Here is a 19,168-nt window from a genome sequence, read left to right as displayed (position 1 = left end):
AAATAGTAAATGGGACAAATCCTATGAAACAAATGACAAAAGCCGCATTTTTGATTGCCACCCTCGGCATCAGCGCATGTACCAACGCAGACCGTTTTGACAACGTGACCCCCACGGACGCAAATTCTGGGTTTGGCCAGCCATCTGGCGTTGATAGCTTGGCGCTTGATCCTGCGAACAACCCGACCAGCCTACAGTATTTCAGCCAAACGATTGGTGATCGCGTGTTGTTCACAGTCGACACATCGTCGCTGACAGCGGCAGGGCGTTCGACCTTGGACGGTCAGGCCACGTGGCTCTTGACGAACTCTGACTATCTCGCAGTGGTCGAAGGTCACGCGGATGAGCAGGGCACACGCGAATATAACCTTGCACTTGGTGCGCGGCGCGCCAATGCTGTTCGCGAGTATTTGATTTCTAGAGGTGTCCCGTCAAACCGTCTGCGCACGGTCAGCTACGGCAAGGAACGCCCTACAGAGATTTGTAGTGAAGAAGCGTGTTACGCCAAGAACCGCCGCGCGGTGACGATCATTTCGGCAGGCGCGCTCAGCTAAGGGGCTGATTTATGGGCCGACTAAAGGCTTTGATTTTGGCGACGTGCCTGGCTTTGCCAGGTGCGTCGTTTGCACAAGATGCACAGACGTTGGCGGATATCCGTCAGCAGCTGACGACACTCTACGTCGAGGTGCAAAAGCTGCGCCAAGAATTGAATACCAACGGCACCGCGACCGGTACTGGTGGTGGTTCTGCGCTTGAACGATTGACGTCGATTGAAGGCGAACTGCAGCGGCTGACCTCAAAGACGGAAGAGTTAGAGTTCCGCGTGAACCGTGTTGTCAAAGACGGTACGAACCGTATTGGCGATCTGGAGTTCCGGTTGTGCGAGCTAGAAGACGGCTGTGACATCGGCAGTCTGAGCGACACGTCGTCGCTGGGCGGAGTCGATGCCCAAGGCACAGCACCCGTAGCAACACCGATCCCATCAACTGACGGCCCTGCATTGGCTATTGGTGAGCAAGCAGATTTCGAGCGGGCGCAGTGGGCGCTCGCATCCGGTGACTTTCGCAGCGCCGCTGACCAGTTTGCGGCCTTTGTCCAGACCTACCCCGGCGGACCGCTGACCGCACAATCACATTTGAAACGAGGCGAGGCGCTCGAGCAATTGGGCGAAACGACCGATGCGGCGCGTGCGTTCCTAGAAGCGTTTAGCGCCAATCCTAGCGGAGACGTAGCACCACGCGCGTTGTTCAAATTGGGTGCCAACCTAGGCGCACTGGGTCAAACAGTCGACGCCTGTACCACGCTTGCCGAGGTTGGCGTGCGGTTCCCATCGGCACCTGCTGTGCACGAGGCGAATGCAGCGATGCGCAAACTTGGTTGCCAATGACGTCTAAGGACCGTCCGCTAACGCCAACAGATCTCGCCCAAGCTGTAGGCAGCTGTGACCTGACCAACAATGAACTACGTAGCGGTCCGGTTGGCGTCGCTGTTTCTGGCGGTAGCGATTCAACCGCACTGTTGTTGGCCTGTGTCGAATGGGCCAAATCCAATGGCGTTGCCGTTCATGCTGTGACCGTCGATCACGGACAACGGGTTGAGGCAAAACAAGAGGCGATTGCCGTGTCCGAACTGACAGCCGAATTGGGTGTCGAGCATTCAATTCTGACACTTGAGACCCTAGAGGCGGGCGCAAATTTCCAAGCACGAGCGCGCGACGCGCGATACGCCGCGATGGCGCAATGGGCACAGGCGCGTCGTTTGGCTGTCGTCGCAGTTGGGCATACAGCCGATGATGTCGCCGAGACGTTCTTGATGCGGCTTGCCCGTGGTGCGGGTGTCGATGGATTGGCGCAAATGGTGGGATCATGGACCGCTCATGAAATGTCTTGGGTCCGCCCCTTGTTGGGGTTCAAACGCCAGGCTTTGCGTGACTTTTTGACGGCCCAACGCATCGTTTGGTCGGATGATCCGTCAAATCAAAGCATAAAATACACCAGAACAGCGGCCCGCGAGGTGCTTGCGGCACTGGCACCCCTTGGAATTGAGCCGGAGACTTTGCGCCATGTGGCCGCATCTTTGCGTGATGCGAGCGACGCATTATATGTTCAGACTGCTGAAGCTGCTACTGCAGTATTTAGCCAAGATGCGGGCGGGGCTTTGACGTTTGAAACCAAGGCGTTTCACGCCTTGCCCATTGATATTCAACGCAGGCTGTTTATGGCGGCAATTCGCTGGATCGCGACGCGGGCCTATGCGCCGCGTCGCGACGAGCAAAAACAACTACTCCGAGCGTCTGAATCGGCTGTGACCGCGACCTTGGGGGGGTGTTTGTTCACAAATGCGGCGGGCTGCAGCACAATCAGCCGCGAACCCGCTGCGACCCAAGGTCCAGTCCCAGTAGACGCCATCTGGGATGGGCGCTGGAGTGTGACGGGCAAATACAACGGCGACCTACATATCGCAGCCTTGGGCGAGGCGGGTATCGCCGTATGTCCAGATTGGCGGAACACAGGGCTGATCCGGTCAACCGTGCTCGCCAGCCCTGCAATTTGGTATGGGGATCGTTTGATAGCGGCGCCCTGTGCGGGGTGGAGCAACGGATGGTTGGCACGGATTGTCGCGGATTTCCATTCTTCTTCGTTATCGCATTGAAGATTAAGCCTTAGCCTCTATTTTAGAAGGGTGGTCGCGGATGGATTCGTCCGTGCCAATTTGTATTCAAAGGAGACACCCCTTGGGCAACGCGAGAAACTTCGCATTTTGGGTCGTATTGTTCCTGCTGGTTTTTGCTGTGTTCAGCATGTTCCGCAACGGCGGTACAGCACTGCAAAGCCAAGAAAAAAGCTATTCGGAATTCGTCCAGATGGTCGGAGGCGGTAGCGTCAGTCAGGTCACGTTGAACGGCGAACAGGTTATGTTCACGGGCACTGATGGTCGCGATTACTTTGCGATCAAACCAACCGACGCGAATGTCACCGATTTCCTGATTTCGGAAGACGTTCCAGTCAAAGCGGAAAAACAGGCACAATCGTTGTTCTCGACGTTCCTGTTGTCGCTGTTCCCGTTCTTGCTGCTAATCGGTGTCTGGATCTATTTCATGAACCGGATGCAAGGCGGCGGCAAAGGCGGCGCGATGGGGTTCGGCAAATCCAAGGCTAAGATGCTGACCGAAAAGCATGGGCGTGTGACGTTTGACGACGTCGCGGGCATCGATGAAGCCAAGGAAGAGCTCGAAGAGATTGTAGAATTCCTGCGCAACCCGCAGAAATTCTCGCGACTTGGCGGCAAAATCCCAAAGGGTGCGCTGCTTGAGGGCCCTCCCGGTACTGGTAAAACACTGTTGGCGCGGGCGATTGCCGGCGAGGCTGGTGTGCCGTTCTTCACCATTTCGGGTTCCGACTTCGTTGAAATGTTCGTGGGTGTGGGTGCGTCCCGTGTGCGCGACATGTTTGAACAGGCCAAAAAGAACGCGCCATGTATCGTCTTCATCGACGAGATCGATGCCGTGGGTCGTGCTCGTGGAGTTGGTATGGGTGGAGGCAACGACGAGCGCGAGCAGACGTTGAACCAGTTGCTGGTCGAGATGGACGGTTTTGAAGCCAACGAAGGTGTCATCATCATCGCGGCAACCAACCGCAAAGATGTTCTGGACCCAGCACTATTGCGCCCCGGTCGTTTCGACCGTCAGGTCAGCGTCGGCAATCCTGACATCAAAGGCCGTGAGAAAATCCTCGGTGTTCATGCGCGCAAATCGCCGCTGGGCCCTGATGTGGACCTGCGTATCATTGCGCGCGGTACGCCTGGTTTTTCGGGTGCGGACCTTGCCAACCTAATCAACGAGGCGGCATTGGGTGCGGCTCGGATCGGGCGTCGCTTTGTTGCGATGGCTGATCTCGAGGGTGCAAAGGACAAAATCATGATGGGCGCCGAGCGCCGCAGCATGGTTTTGACAACCGAGCAAAAAGAGATGACAGCCTACCACGAAGCAGGCCACGCAATTGTTGGAGTGACTTTGCCCAAGTGTGATCCCGTCTACAAAGCGACGATCATTCCGCGTGGTGGTGCATTGGGTATGGTGATGAGCTTGCCTGAAATGGACCGTCTCAACATGTTCCAAGACGAATGCCACCAGCGTCTCGCGATGACTATGGCGGGCAAAGCGGCAGAAATTCACAAATACGGTGCAGATCGTGTTTCGAACGGTCCGGCTGGTGATATTCAACAGGCTTCGGCTTTGGCGCGTGCGATGATCCTGCAATGGGGTATGTCGGACAAGGTTGGCAACATCGACTACCGTGAAGCTGCAGAAGGCTATTCTGGCAATACTGCAGGCTTTTCTGTTTCGGCCAACACCAAAGAGTTGATCGAAGAAGAAGTGCGCGAATTTATCCAGCGCGGATCTGACCTTGCGATGAAGATCATCAAAGAGAAAGAGGTCGAATTCGAACGTTTGGCCCAAGGTCTGCTTGAGTACGAAACGTTGACCGGTGCTGAAATCGAGCGTGTCATGCGTGGCGAGCCACCGACCAAGGATGACGATGAGGATGATGCGCCAGATGAGGGCACTGCATCTGTCACTGCGATCCCAAAGACAAAGCCCAAAAAGCCAAAGTCTAGGGATAGTGGTATAGAGCCCGAGCCGATATCATAACAAATCTAACGCCGTTCCATAGGGGGCGGCGTTTTTACATTTGCGATGAGATATCACAAGAAACGGCTTGTGTTGCAGCGCGTCCTTGGCACAGTTTGTAGGAAACCTTTTGAGGAGACCGCTGATGCCCGCATTGATCAAAACAGACTATATTGGTGAAGTGGTTTGGCTGGGCTTTGTCGCCAGTCGGCAAGGGTCTTTGCGGTCCGCACCATTGACCGAGATGCCGCTGACGTATGGTGGGTACGAAGCCGAAGATCATGCAGGCGTGACCCGACCCTCATGTAGTCGTGTGTTGACCCAATATCCGCGCGACACTGAAATTCGCAATGTTCGACAGCTGTCTATCGTTAGCCAAGAAGAGCTGGACACCATCGCCAGAAAAATTGGGATGGATGCGTTGGATCCAACGTTGCTGGGTACCTCTATGGTGATACGTGGCATTCCAGATTTCACTCATATTCCACCCAGCGCGCGGCTTCAGTTTGCGGATGGCACGACTTTGACAGTGGACATGGAGAACCGCCCCTGCATTTTCCCGGGTCAAGAGATCGAAGCGGAACAATCTGGTGCCGGTAAAGCGTTCAAGCCTGCGGCCCAAGGTATGCGCGGTGTCACCGCGTGGGTCGAACGCGAGGGCATCATTCGCGTTGGTGACGCAGTGACCCTGCACATCCCTGATCAGCCGCAATGGGCCCCCTGATCCACGTCACAGGTTTCCGATATGCGACAAGCGGTGTCCGGAAGGGACGATTCCGTGTTCAATAATGTCGGAAATGCGGCTCGTCATATGGGGCCTCAAGGATATAGCCGTTAAGTATACCACTGTGCGCGTTGGCGGGCAGGGATCAGCAAGGGATACCAACATGGCTTATAAGACCGATATCGAAATTGCCCGCGAGGCACAAAAACGCCCGATCCAAGAGATCGGTGCCAAGCTGGGCATCGGTTCTGATGATTTGCTGCCTTATGGGCACGACAAAGCAAAGGTCAGCCAATCCTTTATCAATAGCGTTCAAAAGAACGACAGCGGCAAGCTGATCCTCGTGACTGCGATCAATCCAACGCCAGCAGGCGAAGGTAAGACGACCACGACAGTCGGTCTGGGTGACGGTCTGAACCGCATCGGTAAGAAGGCTGCAGTTTGTATTCGCGAAGCGTCGCTGGGCCCGAACTTTGGTATGAAGGGTGGCGCTGCCGGTGGTGGTTACGCTCAGATCGTTCCTATGGAAGACATGAACCTGCACTTCACAGGCGACTTTCACGCGATCACATCCGCACACTCGCTGCTGTCGGCGATGATCGACAACCACATCTATTGGGGCAACGAGCTCGAGATCGACGTACGTCGCGTACAGTGGAAGCGCGTTGTCGACATGAACGACCGCGCTCTGCGTCAGATTACAGCATCGCTCGGTGGTGTGGCCAACGGCTTCCCGCGTGAGGCAGGCTTTGACATCACAGTGGCGTCCGAAGTTATGGCGATTCTTTGCCTTGCCAACGACCTCAAGGACCTCCAGCAGCGCTTGGGTGACATGATCGTCGCGTATCGCCGTGACCGTACACCGGTATTCTGCCGCGACATCAAAGCAGACGGCGCTATGACGGTTCTGCTCAAAGACGCGATGCAGCCGAACCTCGTGCAGACGCTCGAGAACAACCCTGCGTTCGTACACGGTGGTCCATTCGCAAACATCGCGCACGGCTGTAACTCGGTCATCGCGACAACAACTGCGCTGAAGATCGCAGACTATGTTGTAACCGAAGCGGGTTTTGGTGCCGACCTTGGCGCTGAGAAATTCCTGAACATCAAATGCCGCAAGGCAGGTCTCAAGCCGGACTGTGTTGTTCTGGTTGCGACCGTACGCGCAATGAAGATGAACGGTGGCGTTGCCAAAGCAGACCTGGGTGCCGAGAACGTCGATGCGGTCAACGAAGGTTGTGCAAACCTTGGCCGCCACATTGGCAACCTCAAATCATTTGGTGTGCCTGTGGTCGTCGCGATCAACCACTTTGTCACGGACACGGATGCCGAAGTTCAAGCGGTCAAAGACTACGTTGCGACCCAAGGGTCCGAGGCAATCTTGTCTCAGCACTGGGAGCACGGCTCGAAAGGGTCCGAAGCGCTCGCGACACGTGTCGCCGAGATTGCAGACAGCGGTGTAAGCCAGTTCGCACCGATCTACAAAGACGACCTGCCTTTGATGGACAAGATCGAGCGCATCGCCAAGTCGATCTACCGTGCTGACGAAGTGCTGGCCGACAAGAAGATCCGCGATCAGCTGAAGCTCTGGGAAGAGCAGGGGTATGGCAACTTGCCAATTTGTATGGCCAAGACGCAGTACTCGTTCTCGACCGATCCGAACCTGCGCGGCGCACCAGTTGGTCACTCTGTTCCGGTCCGCGAAGTACGTTTGAGCGCGGGTGCCGGTTTCGTGGTGGTTGTCTGTGGTGAGATCATGACAATGCCAGGTCTGCCACGCGTTCCGTCGGCAGAGGCGATCCACCTGAACGATGACGGCCAAATCGAAGGCTTGTTCTAAAAACTAGCAACGGCCCAAGCCGGCAATTCGCCAGCTTGGGTCGATTGCGTTCTGGTCGAATGCTCGCGCCCGTGGCAAGAATGTTCAGGACCACAGACAACCAGCGCATTCGCGCGCGAGAAATTCAAAAGGGTCGGACCAATGACAGCTACAGTAATCGACGGCAAAGCCTTTGCGGCAACGGTGCGCGAAAACGTCGCCGCACATGTGACACGGATCAAAGACGAGAGCGGTGTCACGCCGGGATTGGCCGTTGTTCTGGTCGGAGAAGACCCTGCGAGCCAAGTATACGTCCGGTCCAAAGGCAAACAGACCGTAGAAGTCGGGATGAAGTCCGTCGAGCACAAGCTGGACGTAGATACATCCGAGGCTGATTTGTTGGCGTTGATTGATCAGTTGAACAACGACGAGAGCATTCACGGTATTCTGGTTCAGTTGCCGTTGCCGGCACATCTGAACGAAGACTTGGTGATCAATTCAATCGATCCGGCCAAGGACGTTGATGGTTTTCATATTTCTAACGTCGGCCTGCTGGGAACTGGTCAAAAGGCGATGGTGCCTTGCACGCCTCTGGGCTGCTTGATGATGCTGCGCGACCACCACGGAAGCCTAAGCGGTATGAACGCCGTGGTCATTGGTCGTTCAAACATTGTGGGCAAGCCGATGGCGAATTTGCTCTTGGGCGATAGCTGTACGGTGACGATTGCACACAGCCGGACCAAGGATTTGCCAGACGTTGTGCGCGCCGCTGATATCGTCGTCGCAGCTGTGGGTCGTCCTGAAATGGTGCCAGGGGACTGGATCCGCGAAGGTGCGACAGTGATTGACGTTGGCATCAACCGTATTGAACGCGATGGTAAGAACAAGCTGGTCGGCGATGTCGACTATGTAAGCTGCTCGGAAGTTGCAGGCGCGATCACACCTGTTCCTGGTGGGGTCGGTCCCATGACGATCGCATGTCTGTTGGCGAACACGCTGACCGCCTGCTGCCGTGCCAACAATCTGGTCGAGCCAGAAGGCCTGACTGCCTGATCTAGTGTCTTTGCATGGGCACCACTGTTGTGCGTGTCCCCGTCAAAACGGCGATTGCCGTTTCTGACATCAAAGCCTGCAATGGGGTGGCGCTGTCTCGCAACCCACCCGTGAACGTTCCAAATGCAGGCATGATAACCCTTTGATCATCAACCAAGAATGAAGGCCGCGATATTGTGCGGTCCTTGGCTTTGATGCTGGTCTTTGGATGATAGTGCCCAGAGATTTCACCACGTCCCGCAGGCGTTGCGATATGACAAAAGCGCAAAGGGCCCTCGTTGAATTCGGCAAGATGAGTGCCGCCAAACTCGATTGGACCGGGATCATGGTTACCTTCGATCCAAACCCAACTTCGGCCTGCCTGAAGCCTTGTGATCCACTGAACCTCGCTGTCTTGGAGACTGATTTGCGCGTTTAAATCGTCAAAGCTGTCACCTAGACATACGATCGTTTGCGGTTTGGTGTCGACAATCGCTGCTTCTAATCGCGTCAACGTGTCCCGGACCTCGTATGGCGGCAACATCGAACCACGCCGCCGCGCGATCCGGTCTGATTTACCAAGATGCATGTCCGAGACGCATAGAATGCCACGCTCAGGCCACCAAAGAGCACCGGAAGGCAAAGCAACGAGATTGGCCCCCATTAACGAGAATGAATATTTGTTCATGTTTCGTTCATGCCGCAAGGAGTGCGTCGAATCAATAGCCCGTGCGCCATTCTCACGTTTCTATGTTTGCGAGGCCTGAATTTTCCATAAGCTCCGCTGCCGCCTCTGCAAGCAAACGGTCCTGAGCTGCACCGGCAACTGGGATGCGGCCGACCTCTAACATCAAGGGTGTTGCCAGGGGTGTGACGCGATCGCGAACGATGTGATCAAAACGGTTTCCGTTACGGGCAAACATTTCTTCGATGCGACTAAAGTCCACGAGCCCGCGCAACGCTTCTTCGCGGGTGATTTGCATCAACAGGTGATCTGGATCGTATTTCAGTAGTGTCTCATAGAGGATATCACTAGAGAACGTCGCCTGTCGGCCTGATTTTCGTGCTTGTGGCGAGTTACGTTCGATGAGGCCAGAAATGATCGCGCTGGCCTTGAACGTACGTTTCATGACGGCATTCCCCGCGAGCCATTCATCAAAGCCTTGCCGCAGTTTCTTTGGATCCAGCAGGGTGGCGGCGTTGGAAACCGGCTCGAGCCCCCAAATCAATGTCGCATAGTCCGTCGCGAGGAACCCAAGTGGATCAAGGCCCAGTTCCTCCATCCGTTTGGTGATCAGCAGCCCGAGGGTTTGTTGTGCATTGCGCCCCGCAAAACCGTAAATCGCGGTATGCGCCTTGCCGTTATAGGGGAAGCTCTCGACCAGAAATCTACCGTGCTCTGGCAGTTTGGACACATTGCGTTGCAGGTCTAGCCAATCAGCTGTGTGAGGCGGTAGATCGGGCCAATCCGCTGCCTGAAACATTTCCAGAATACGGTGGGACAGTTGGGTCGAGGTCGCAAACTTGGTTCCCATAAAGGTCGCGATCTTTGGCGTTTTGTCGGCTCGCCGAGAGACCTGTACGGTCATCTCTCGCAATCCTTCGTAGCGAACTATTTGGCCACCAATCAAAAAGGTATCACCTTGGGTCAGGGTCGCGGCAAAGCCCTCTTCGATTTCGCCCAATGGCTTGCCACCTGCACGCCCGCGAAGGCGTACCTTGAGCGTATCGGTGTCCTGAATTGTGCCGACATTCATACGAATGCGTTGTGCGGTTCGCGGATCGCGGAGGTGCCACAGGCCATCGTCACGCAGCTGTAGCCGTTGCCATTTGTCATAGGCTCTGAGCGCGTAACCCCCGGTCGCGCAAAAATCGAGACAGTCGTCAAATTCGGTACGGGTCAGATCTGAATAGGCCCCGCATGAGATGATTTCAGCATAGAGCGCATCTGCGCTGAAGGGGGCTGAAGATGCGGAAATCAGGATGTGTTGGCACAGAACATCGCGAGGCCCGCGGACACGTGGATCACCGTCTAGCTTCCGTTCCTTAACCGCAGCAAGTGCCGCGACACATTCGACGACTTCGAACCGATTGGCCGGAACAAGGATCGCTTTGGATGGTGCGTTGTATCGGTGATTTGCGCGACCAATGCGCTGGACCAATCGTTTGACGTTTTTGGGTGCGCCGATTTGGATGATGAGATCAACGTCACCCCAATCGATACCTAGATCCAGAGTTCCCGTGCAAACGATCGCGCGAAGCTGGCCTGCAACCATACCGGCCTCGACCTTTTGTCGCTGAGCGCGGTCCAGACTACCGTGGTGAATCGCGATCGGTAGGTTTTCGGTATTGGCCAGCCAAAGATTGTGGAAAAACAGCTCGGCCTGTGCACGCGTATTATGGAAGATTAGTGTTGTATTATGCTTTTTTACCTCATTTATAACCGCTGGAATGCTGTATTTTGCGCCTCCGCCCGACCAAGGAGGCAGTTCTTCGGTCCACAACATTGTGATGTCTGGGTCAGGTCCCGGATCTGCGTGGACGATGTGCGTGGGGTCGGGATGGTGGGCCATGAGGTGCGCAATTGCCTGTGGATCCTCGACAGTTGCCGACAACCCGACACGACGCAATCCAGGCTCTAAAGATTGGAGCCGTGCAAGCGCGAGCATCAACTGATCGCCTCGTTTGCTTTCTGCCAATGCGTGAATTTCGTCGATCACGATCCGTTTGATCCCTTTGAAGATACGAGGCGCGTCTTCGTAGCTGGTGAGAAGGGCAAGAGACTCGGGCGTCGTGAGCAAGATATGAGGAGGATCGGCACGCTGCTTACGCTTTTGGGTGTAGGTCGTATCGCCCGTGCGATCCTCAATCCGAATGGACAGGCCCATCTCGGTGACGGGTGTGGTTAGATTGCGTTTGATATCAGCGGCCAACGCCTTGAGAGGCGAGACATAGAGGGTGTGCAGCCCGTCGTGTGGTGTCTCTGCCAGATCAATCAAGCTAGGTAAGAAACCGGCGAGTGTTTTGCCGCCACCCGTCGGCGCGATCAATAGGACGCTGGGGTCGTCTGCCGCGTTCAACATGTCCTGTTGGTGAGGGTGGATCGACCAACCCTTGGTCGCGAACCAGTTTTCAAAGGGGGCGGGCAACGTCATACGGCGAAGATAGGCCAAACATCCGGAAATGAAAGAGAATTAGGGGCGAGGCTTGAGGTGGCGAATGACGTCACGCACAGCACGGGGCAGGGCAGTGTCCGCATCAGGTGGCAACGCATCTAGCGCGCTGTCCACATCCTTGACCAATATTCCGATGCTGTTGTCGTCCATATGGCCCGCGCGGGCGAATTCGATAGTGTCCATTCCGGACGCGAGCCAGTTTTGGCCAGAGGACGTATGGACGAGGTTTAGGAAATCAGTCTCGTTCAACCCAGCATCGTCTGCCCAGTCTAAAACCATCCGTGTCATCGCAGTAGAGGACGCGGCAAGCAAGTTATTCAGGACCTTGGCCTGCATACCGGTGCCGAACTCACCCATGCGGTGAAAATGCGCGCCCATAGCGTCAAACAGAGGATGCGCCGTGTCTAGATCGGCGTCGGTGTCGCCAAGCATAAAACTAAGCGTGCTATTCTCTACTGCGATTTGCGCGCCAGACATTGGGGCATCAATCAGGATGATATGTTCTGGGACGCAAGCGCGTAGATCAGCGACATAGCGGGGTGATAGAGTCGAGCTGACGATGATCCGGCGCAGCGTCGGTGTTTGGACCAACGCTTGGATGCCAAAGAGAACTTGGTCTGTCTGAGCCGTGTCTCTTACGACCGTTATCAACGTCTCGAGGCCATCGGCAAAGGCTGCGACGTCCGCGTCTGATTTTGGGGCAATGTCAAAACCTTTGGCCGGAAACCCTGCACGAATGAGGGCGCGCAACATTGGCGCGCCCATTCGTCCGCATCCGGCAACACCGATCAATGAACGATCGTCTCTTCTTTGACGAACATATTGGCCCAAGCGCGATCGATCAGATCGGGCGACATCTGGTATGGGATGCCTTCAAAATCGCAGATCGCAATCATCTGATCGATGAGGAAAATGGGTTGGTAGTTGGCGTAGACGTTGTCGATCGTTGGGTATTTCTTTTTCAACAAATGGACCAACGACGCCTCGTTCAGAGGCATCTTGCGTTTCTTGGCGACCATCGCAAAAATCTTGAGAAAGTCCTCTTGGTTCGGACCGTCGATCTTGATCTTAAAGAAGATACGACGCAGCGCCGCTTTGTCGAAAATCTCGTTTGGGTGAAAGTTGGTCGAAAAGATCACGAGCGTATCAAAGGGAACTTCGAATTTTTCACCCGATTGCAGGGCGAGAATGTCTTTGTTTTCTTCGAGTGGAACAATCCACCGGTTCACCAGTGCCTGAGGGGGTTCTTCTTGGCGGCCAAGGTCGTCAACGATAAAGATGCCACCGGTCGACTTGAGCTGGAGAGGGGCCTGATAGGTCCGAGCCGTCGGGTTGTAGACAAGATCGAGCATTGACAGCGAAAGCTCACCGCCTGTGATAACGGTTGGGCGCTCGCAACGCACATAGCGCGTGTCAAACCGCCCTGATGTGCGGCGCAAGGAGTTCGGATCATCGATGTCTTCTTCGGCAGCAGAGTGCACGATCGGATCATAAACGGTGATGACCTGTCCTGTGTATTCAATGGCGCGAGGCACATAGATTTTGTCACCCATGGCATCGCGAATGCCGTTCGAGATGGATGATTTCCCGTTGCCGGGCGGGCCGTACATCAAGATCGAGCGACCCGCACCGACCGCAGGGCCAAGCTGGTCCAGCAGATCAGGCGGCAAGATCAAGTGGCCCATCGCGCCGTTAAGCTGACTGCGATCTACGTGAATGTCACGGATCGACTGACGTTTGATCTGTTCGCGGTACACGTCGAGCGGAACAGGCATGGCGCCAAAATATTCGGACTGGGCCAACGCATCGAGCGCGCGGGCTTTGCCTGCATCGGTCAACTGATAGCCCATCTCATTGCCACTGCTCGCGCTCATAGTGCCCATCGCCTCGAGCAGGTTCTGCCCGCGCGCCAGGTCAATCAACTCTTGGGTCACGGGGATCGGTAGACAAATCGCACGACTAAGTGTTGTGACGAGATCAAGGTTCATACGGAACATGGTCTTGAGCAGGATATCCCGCATCATGACCTCTGGCAGCTTCATCGCGGCCAGTGATTTTGGGGCGGGCGGGGGTTGCACACCCACACGTCCCTCGGGCGAGGATTGTACGTTCATTTTGGGCCTCAAAGACTGCTGTTTTTGTTTTGTTGCGATTCTATCGCGCAGGGCGGCTGCGTTCAACAAAATGTGGTTCTGCCTTGGACATGCCCCAACTTGACCCGATAGTGTTGCCAAAAAATGAAAAACAAACGCTTTGAGGCTGATATGAGCACACGACACGCCACTCACTTGTTCCTGATCCTTGGGGGGCTTCTCCTTTTGCTCGGGGGCGTTTCGCTGGCCAAGGGCAATTTGTTCATTACCCAGTACGAAGGCGACACCCTGCATTTGATGGAAATCGTACTGCGGATGGCGCAAGGCGAACTGATCCACCACGACTTTATGACGCCGATTGGCGCGTTGGCCTTTTGGCCGATTGTTTGGTTTCTCCAAGCTGGGTTTGGGATGGGATCTGCGTTTATCTGGTCGCAAATTCTAATTGCAGTCGCATGTTTACCGGCAATCTGGTGGGCTGCGCGGAGCCGGATGCAATTGGGTCTAGGCGTCGTGTTTGGTGGGGCGTGCTTGGTCTTGATCCTCGCCCTTTTGCACGGTGGTGTAGACGCCAGCACATCGGTTTCGATGCACTATAACCGTTGGGCGTGGGCGGCTGCATTCGTGGCGATTACCCTCGCGGTATTGCGTCCAATTGGGTCCAAAAACTCGGTGGCGGATGGTGTCATCATTGGCGTCATGATGGCCATTCTTCTGATGATCAAAGTCACGTATTTCGCGGCCTTTGCGCCCGGTATCATTGTCGCATTGTTGGCCCGCAAAGACCTCAAGGCGCTGGTCGTTGCATTGGTGACAGGTAGTGCGATCATGGCGGCTCTGACTCTTTGGCTCGGCGTGTCCTTTTGGGCGGCGTACCTGTTGGACCTGCTGACTGTTGCGGGGTCCGAAGTCCGCTCTGCACCTGGTGCAGATTTTGCCGATGTGATCGGTGCGCCTGCCTATGTGGCGGGTTCGATGGCCGGTCTTTCTGGTGTGATTTTCCTGCGCCAAGGTGGACGTCTGTCCGAAGGCCTAGCATTGCTGGTTCTGCTTCCAGGGTTCTTTTATGTGACCTACCAAAACTTTGGCAACGACCCCAAATGGCTGATGCTCTTGGGCGTTTTGTTGTGGGCCGCGATGCCTGAAATAGGGGTTAGGAACGGCCGCGGTTGGGACATGCGTTGGGCCACACAAATGGTGGCGATCGCGTCCTTTGTTTTGATTGTACCGATCTATTTCAACATGACCTACAGCCCTGTGCGCAACCTAACTGCTACACTTGAAGACTTTACACCAGTTCTAGCGGGCAATGAGCAACACGCTGATCTAAAGACCGCAAAACTACGCGCCCAAAGAGTTGATGTGAGCCGTCCCTTTGACCGCGAAGGCCAGCCGTTCGCAGCCCGTGCGGATGCCGAGCACCGCGAGGATGTGACCGAATTTATGGGTGCGGCCCTGCCCGAATGTTCGATTGAAACCGGTCTGCCGTCGTTCTTTCAGACGATCGCCGGTGATCTCGAAGAAGCAGGCTATGGGCAAGCGCGGATCATGACTGCGGACTTGTTCAATTCGTACTGGATGTTTGGTGATTTCAAGCCGACCCAAGGCGGCGCGCCGTGGTACTATGGCGATCTGCCGGGGTACGAAACAGCGGAATACCTGATGGTGCCCCTATGTGCAGTTCTGCCCGCCGTAAGAGACGAAATTCTTGGGAATGTGACAGAGGCAGGCACGGACGGCCTGCGCGAAGTGCGCAGAACCGAAACTTATATCTTGTTCGACAAGCGTTAGATACCGTAGCGTACACCAAGTGCAAGGTAGGCGACAAGTGTCGCTGCGAGGGGCAAACCCATCGGGAAGCGTTTACCGCTGGTCCAGCTGGCCCAATCAGGGCCCAATTTGCGCAAACCCGTGTTCATCGCAATGCGGTGGCAGACCCAAGAGATCAGAAGAACGGCAAAGTATACGCCAAGCAGGACGACGATGTCGCCAAGCCAGACCATAGGTGCTGCTGCTGCGAGGAATTTAGCGTCGCCAGCGCCCATCAAGCCGAACGCGTTCAGCAACATGCCAAAGACAAGCATCACTGGAAGATGGACAAGCTGCCACAGATAGACATCAGTCGGCAGAACCAAGAAGCCAGCAATCAGGTAGGTCAGCGCAATGGCATAAACGGCCAAGTTGCGAATTTTGAGATACTTAAGATCCGTATAGGACACCCAAATTCCGATGATCGCCACAAAGGGTAGGAACCATGCGGCGGCAATTGCTGGAATAGACATATTGATTAGTTTCCGACTGTATCTTCGAGGGTTTCTAGGCTGCGCGCGGCGGCTTCGAAATGCTGAGGATGGGTTTCGATCGCGTCACGCAACAGGCCACGACCGGTGGCCACATCGCCCTGTTTTACGGCGGTCAATGCCATCGTGTACATCAGCTGGGCCCGTTCGACTTGGGTCATCTTGACGACTGGCAGATCATATTGGCGCTGGGCGCCCCGTGCGAGAACGAGGTTGTTCTTGGCGGTGAACAGGTCCGGATTATTGCGGATTGCGTCCGCAAACAGGCGTTCTGCACCGGGTGCGTCGCCGCGAGTTAGCTTGGAAAAGCCCCAGTTGTTCAGCACGCTGGCTGGTTGCGTCGTTAGGCCAACGGCCGTTTCATAGAAACTGTCAGCTTTGCTCCACTGTTCTTTGCTGTCAGCAACCATCGCCTCGAGGCGGTAGCGCTTGAATGTTTCGTGGGTCGGGGGGATCGCATTCAGCGTGGCACCCGCGCCATCCCAATCGCCTGTCCGAATTTGCGCATCGGCCAGCTCGACGCGGTCGTCGTGCGTGGCTTCTGGATGGGTGATGATGTCTGTCCAAACCGGTACGGCCTCGGACGCGCGACGATCGCGGATCAACGACAGGCCGAGCCCACGCTTTAAATCAATCCGATCTGGGTTGGCGGATGACGCACCTTGAAAGTAATTGACGGCTTCGGATGGGTCAGCTGCGGCCAGCATCACGTCATTGAGGTTGGTCTCGTCGATGACATTGACGTCTTGGATCGCGCGGTTGACTTGGGCTTCGCCTGACTGATCGCAAGCGGCCAAAACCGTGATGCCCGCTAGGGACAATGACAAAAGGATAGGGTGGCGCATGTTTCTGCGTCCTTTTCTGCTCGTGCCTCTCGTTCGGTGTCGTTCTAGAGGACGTAATCCCCACTGCGCACCAAATCGAATACTTCTTTATTAAGCCCTCTATACGACGGATCCTCGGTTTTTGCTATCGCGAGGCGAAGGTTGTCCCGAATTTCGTCACTTTGCCCGTTATCCGTTGCAAAGGCGCGACGGAAAATCTGGCGTGCTTCTGTGGTTTTGCCCTGTTCCATCAGCAAAACGCCTAGATTGTTCCATGCTGGCGCATAGTTGGCATCTTCTTTTACCGCGCGGCGCAAAAGCCGTTCGGCTTGGTTCAGGCGCCCGAGCCGTAGGTTTGCGGACCCGAGGGCGGACAATGTATCTACGTTAAAGCCCTGTTGAACTGCGGCTCGCGAGTAGGCGGCCAATGCCAGTTCATGCTCGCCTGCGTCCATCAGACGGTGCCCTACAACCAATTGATTGACCTGCGATTGACCGGCCACGCCAGGGGCAAACACACGGTCCCCCTGAGGCGGGGCAAAGCCGCCCTGAGTGCATCCACCCAAGACGGCCAAAGCTATAACAAAGCCCAACCCATTATTTGTCATCGACGCCCTTAAAAGTTGGCGGACTTCAGAGTTTCCGCAATTCCGTAGACGGATGGGCCGATCAGAATGATCAAAAGCGGCGGTACCGTCAGCATCATTGTGGCAAGGGTCATCTTTGTGGGCAAGGTATTTGCTTTTTCTTCTGCCCGCATGACGCGTTTATCACGCATTTCACCGGCATAGACGCGCAGCGCCTCGGCGATAGAGGTACCAAACGACTGCGATTGGATCAGAACGGTCACAAAGCTTGCGATGTCTGGCACGCCACAACGCTCGGACATATCGCGCAAAACGCTGGTCTTGTCCTTACCGGCCTTCATCTCGTGGCTGACGATTTCGTATTCGCTGGCCAGATCAGGGAAACCGGACTTGAGCTCTTGGCTGACCCGTAGGATCGATTGGTCCAAGGATTGGCCAGCTTCAACACACACAAGCATCATGTCTAGACTGTCTGGAAAGCCATTTGTGATCGCCTCTTGGCGCGTTTGCTGGCGCTTTGTCACCCAATACTTGGGAGCCATATACCCAACACACCCCGGAATGAGGATCGACATGATGGTCGATTGGGTCGATGGCTCGCCTGCGGTCGAGTTGTAAATTGCGTATGCGACACCCGCGAGCAGAAGCGCGATGCCTAGGGCAAACTGCGCAAAGTGGAAGGTGCGCACCGCACTCTTGCCGCGGTAGCCCGCTTGCAAAAGTTTTAGGCGGATCGCGGAGTATTCTTCTTCGTCCTGTGGCTCGAGGAAGTCCGCGTATTTGTCAAGTTTGTCTGTGCCTTGGTTAAAGCGCAGGCTGTCTCGTTGACCTGGGGTGACGTTGTTTCGCTTGAGTTTGTCCAGCGGGTCTTCTTGCTTTTTCAAGAGAACCGGCAAGGTCAGCAGGATCAGGAACATGCCCAAAACGCCGACCACCAGTAGGGGACCAAATGGGCCGAGCGTGTCGGTCAATGTCGTGTTGATATCGGTCAGGAATTGCATTGGATCGACCTCTTACACTTTGATGTTCACGAGCATCCGCATCACGAACATGTTCGCGACAAGGAAACCAGCAACCACAAGACATGCGGGAATAAACACAGATGTTTCGGAAACAGCGTCATAGTAGTTCGGCTGAATAACGTTGATCATGACGAGCGCGCCGAGTGGGAACAGCGACAAGAACATACCCGACCATTTGGCCTCGGCAGTAATCGCTTTCACGCGGCGGAACAGCTTGAAGCGCGCACGAATAACTTGAGCCAAACCGTGCAAAATCTCGGCGAGGTTACCACCCGCTTGCTGCTGAATTGTCACGGCTACGGCGAGGAAACGCATGTCCTGCATTTCGAGACGTTCTGCCATCGCCTTGAGCGCTTCACCGACATCACGACCATAGGCCGCTTCGTCCGAGATAACGCCCATTTCAGAACCCAAGGGATCGGGCACTTCTTTGGCGACAATCGCGACTGCGGATGTAAATGGGTGACCCACACGCAAACTACGCACCATTAATTCAACAGCGTCGGGTAGTTGTTCTTCTATCAGAGCAAGACGCTTCTTGGCCTTGTTGTTGACCCAGATAAATACACCACCAACACCCATCAATAGGGATACACCCGCGCGGATGGGCGCACTGGCGCCAGTGCCGACCGTCAGCAGAATGAAAGCCACGACTGATAACCCGAACATGATCATGATCAGTTGGGGTGGGCTAAATGCAATGTTTGCCTTTTGCGCTTTGGCGGCGAGCAACGAATAGATTGGCACGCCTTTGGAATTCATGTGCTGCGACATCTCTTTGCGCAGCTGTTCGAGAACCTGTTCGCGTCCACCACCTTTTTCGAGCATCTCGAGACGGCGGTTCACACGGTTGTTCAGGCTGATCGATTTGCCAAAGACAGTCAGATAGATTCCCTCGACGATCGCAAGGACCGCGAGGAAAATCAGACCATAGATTAACGGCTCGGCTGAGATCGTCATG

At 55.4% G+C, this 19,168-nt stretch carries 17 protein-coding genes; 8 read left to right on the top strand and 9 right to left on the bottom strand.

Annotated elements, in window-relative coordinates:
* Window positions 1–23 precede the first annotated feature (23 nt).
* The 7 genes from pal to folD all read left to right on the top strand — a co-directional run bounded on the left by pal (window position 24) and on the right by folD (window position 8,226).
* Window positions 24–554: a peptidoglycan-associated lipoprotein Pal gene (gene pal / locus TR2A62_RS08910; protein WP_009158876.1), complete on the top strand. Its 531-nt coding sequence runs from the start codon at window positions 24–26 to the stop codon at window positions 552–554.
* Window positions 555–565: 11 nt separating this feature from the next.
* On the top strand, window positions 566–1,387 hold the full coding sequence (ybgF, locus tag TR2A62_RS08905; RefSeq protein ID WP_009158194.1) for a tol-pal system protein YbgF: 822 nt from the start codon (window positions 566–568) through the stop codon (window positions 1,385–1,387).
* Entirely contained in the window at window positions 1,384–2,652 is a 1,269-nt protein-coding gene (gene tilS, locus TR2A62_RS08900; protein ID WP_009158943.1) for a tRNA lysidine(34) synthetase TilS, read from the top strand. Before ybgF ends, tilS begins: the two co-directional genes overlap by 4 nt.
* An 82-nt stretch (window positions 2,653–2,734) precedes the next feature.
* A complete protein-coding gene (ftsH, locus tag TR2A62_RS08895) occupies window positions 2,735–4,651 on the top strand; it encodes an ATP-dependent zinc metalloprotease FtsH (protein WP_009160159.1) in 1,917 nt (638 codons plus the stop codon).
* A gap of 124 nt (window positions 4,652–4,775) precedes the next feature.
* The gene (locus TR2A62_RS08890) at window positions 4,776–5,354 is read left to right on the top strand and encodes an MOSC domain-containing protein (protein ID WP_009157503.1); all 579 of its coding nucleotides are present in this window, start codon (window positions 4,776–4,778) and stop codon (window positions 5,352–5,354) included.
* Window positions 5,355–5,517: 163 nt separating this feature from the next.
* Window positions 5,518–7,194 (top strand): formate--tetrahydrofolate ligase, encoded by a 1,677-nt coding sequence (locus TR2A62_RS08885; RefSeq protein ID WP_009158486.1) that lies wholly within the window; start codon window positions 5,518–5,520, stop codon window positions 7,192–7,194.
* A gap of 141 nt (window positions 7,195–7,335) precedes the next feature.
* The gene (gene folD, locus TR2A62_RS08880; RefSeq protein ID WP_009160331.1) at window positions 7,336–8,226 is read left to right on the top strand and encodes a bifunctional methylenetetrahydrofolate dehydrogenase/methenyltetrahydrofolate cyclohydrolase FolD; all 891 of its coding nucleotides are present in this window, start codon (window positions 7,336–7,338) and stop codon (window positions 8,224–8,226) included.
* 1 nt (window position 8,227) lies between these two features.
* On the opposite strand, the gene pdeM is transcribed toward folD, so the two are convergent.
* From pdeM to TR2A62_RS08860, 4 genes are all read right to left on the bottom strand, one after another.
* Entirely contained in the window at window positions 8,228–8,869 is a 642-nt protein-coding gene (gene pdeM / locus TR2A62_RS08875; RefSeq protein WP_369699515.1) for a ligase-associated DNA damage response endonuclease PdeM, read from the bottom strand.
* A 76-nt stretch (window positions 8,870–8,945) separates the two neighbouring features.
* Window positions 8,946–11,360: a ligase-associated DNA damage response DEXH box helicase gene (locus TR2A62_RS08870; RefSeq protein WP_040820528.1), complete on the bottom strand. Its 2,415-nt coding sequence runs from the start codon at window positions 11,358–11,360 to the stop codon at window positions 8,946–8,948.
* Window positions 11,361–11,399: 39 nt separating this feature from the next.
* Entirely contained in the window at window positions 11,400–12,173 is a 774-nt protein-coding gene (locus tag TR2A62_RS08865) for an NAD(P)-dependent oxidoreductase (protein ID WP_150103479.1), read from the bottom strand.
* The gene (locus tag TR2A62_RS08860; RefSeq protein WP_040821348.1) at window positions 12,170–13,495 is read right to left on the bottom strand and encodes an ATPase; all 1,326 of its coding nucleotides are present in this window, start codon (window positions 13,493–13,495) and stop codon (window positions 12,170–12,172) included. Before TR2A62_RS08860 ends, TR2A62_RS08865 begins: the two co-directional genes overlap by 4 nt.
* 150 nt (window positions 13,496–13,645) lie before the next feature.
* Here TR2A62_RS08860 and TR2A62_RS08855 point away from each other — a divergent pair, with 150 nt between their 5' ends.
* On the top strand, window positions 13,646–15,265 hold the full coding sequence (locus tag TR2A62_RS08855; protein WP_040820525.1) for a hypothetical protein: 1,620 nt from the start codon (window positions 13,646–13,648) through the stop codon (window positions 15,263–15,265).
* Here the strand turns inward: TR2A62_RS08855 and TR2A62_RS08850 are convergent.
* Genes TR2A62_RS08850 through TR2A62_RS08830 form a run of 5 tightly spaced genes read right to left on the bottom strand, consistent with a single transcriptional unit; the run spans window position 15,262 to window position 19,167 of the window.
* The gene (locus TR2A62_RS08850; RefSeq protein ID WP_009158384.1) at window positions 15,262–15,756 is read right to left on the bottom strand and encodes a membrane protein; all 495 of its coding nucleotides are present in this window, start codon (window positions 15,754–15,756) and stop codon (window positions 15,262–15,264) included. The genes TR2A62_RS08855 and TR2A62_RS08850 overlap by 4 nt on opposite strands.
* Before the next feature lie 5 nt (window positions 15,757–15,761).
* Window positions 15,762–16,619, bottom strand: coding sequence for a lipopolysaccharide assembly protein LapB (locus TR2A62_RS08845; protein WP_009158839.1), 858 nt, complete (start codon window positions 16,617–16,619; stop codon window positions 15,762–15,764).
* Window positions 16,620–16,663: 44 nt separating this feature from the next.
* Window positions 16,664–17,206 (bottom strand): tetratricopeptide repeat protein, encoded by a 543-nt coding sequence (locus tag TR2A62_RS08840; RefSeq protein WP_009157767.1) that lies wholly within the window; start codon window positions 17,204–17,206, stop codon window positions 16,664–16,666.
* A gap of 8 nt (window positions 17,207–17,214) precedes the next feature.
* Window positions 17,215–18,186, bottom strand: a complete 972-nt coding sequence (locus TR2A62_RS08835; protein WP_009160903.1) for a type II secretion system F family protein — start codon at window positions 18,184–18,186, stop codon at window positions 17,215–17,217.
* A gap of 12 nt (window positions 18,187–18,198) precedes the next feature.
* Window positions 18,199–19,167 (bottom strand): type II secretion system F family protein, encoded by a 969-nt coding sequence (locus tag TR2A62_RS08830; RefSeq protein ID WP_009159904.1) that lies wholly within the window; start codon window positions 19,165–19,167, stop codon window positions 18,199–18,201.
* Window position 19,168 lies beyond the last annotated feature (1 nt).

This window comes from Thalassobium sp. R2A62 (assembly GCF_000161835.1).
Taxonomy (GTDB): Bacteria; Pseudomonadota; Alphaproteobacteria; order Rhodobacterales; family Rhodobacteraceae; genus Thalassobium.
Note: the sequence above shows the minus strand (reverse complement) of the source record. Positions and strands in the feature narration are given on the sequence as shown.